Below are 852 nucleotides of genomic sequence, written 5' to 3'. Positions count from 1 at the left end.
CCGCCAGGACGCGGGCGCGAGGCGAGGAGACGAGGTCGCCCAGCAGCGCGGCGAGGTTCTCGCGCGAGGCTTCCGGCACATGGTCCGCCTTGGTCGCGGCGAAGGCGACATGGGACACCCCGGCGCCCGTGATCCAGTCGAGCCAGGAGCCGCCATAGCGCAGGCTCTCCGCGATCGCGGCCAGGGATTCCGCCGTGTCGTCGAAGGATTCGCGCCCGGCATGCAGCGCGCCCAGCACGTCCACCAGCACCGCCTGGCGGTCGAAGCGGCGGAAGACCGGCTCGAAGAAATGCGCCCGCTGGTCCTGGAGATAGGCGTCGTGGCGGCGGGACAGCAGCGCCGCCATCTCCCCGCCCCGGGCCGCCTCCGGCAGCGGAAAGAACCAGAGCAGCGGCGTTTCCCCGCGCGGCCCGGGATTGAGCACCCTGCCGGGCTGCAGGAAGCGCAGGCCCAGCTCGTCCCGGCAATGGCGCAGCGCGTCGCGGTAGAGCACCCAGCCACGGCGGACCAGCGCCTCCTCCGCCGTGGCGGCGGGCGGCAGGGCGCGGGCGAAATCCAGGAAGGCGCGCACCGGCTCGGCCCGGATGCGTTCCAGCCGCGCCAGCGTGGCATCGGACCAGCCGGCATGGCTGCCGTTGAACATCGGCAGGTCCAGCAGCCATTCGCCCGGATAGTCGAGCAGCTCCAGCGTCACCTGCCGGTCGGGCAGGAGCTGGCCCCAGAAGTTCCTCCGGCGGATGGTGAGCGCCAGGGAGAGGGTCGAGAGGTCCTCTGTCCGCGCCGGCCATTGCGGCGGGTCGGCGGCGAGGGATTCCAGATGCGCCAGCGCGTCGAAGCGCGGCGTGTTCTCGG

At 72.9% G+C, this 852-nt stretch carries 1 protein-coding gene; it reads right to left on the bottom strand.

What is annotated here, in order from left to right; translation table 11 throughout:
* The coding region (locus ROTAS13_RS25230; protein ID WP_139323603.1) for a YcjX family protein at positions 1-852 on the bottom strand (852 nt) is incomplete at both ends.

This window comes from Roseomonas sp. TAS13, from assembly GCF_001950415.1.
In the GTDB taxonomy this organism is placed as follows: Bacteria; Pseudomonadota; Alphaproteobacteria; order Acetobacterales; family Acetobacteraceae; genus Roseomonas; species Roseomonas mucosa.
The sequence above is the reverse complement of the archived record's forward strand: the minus strand, read 5'-3'. Positions and strand labels throughout refer to the sequence as shown.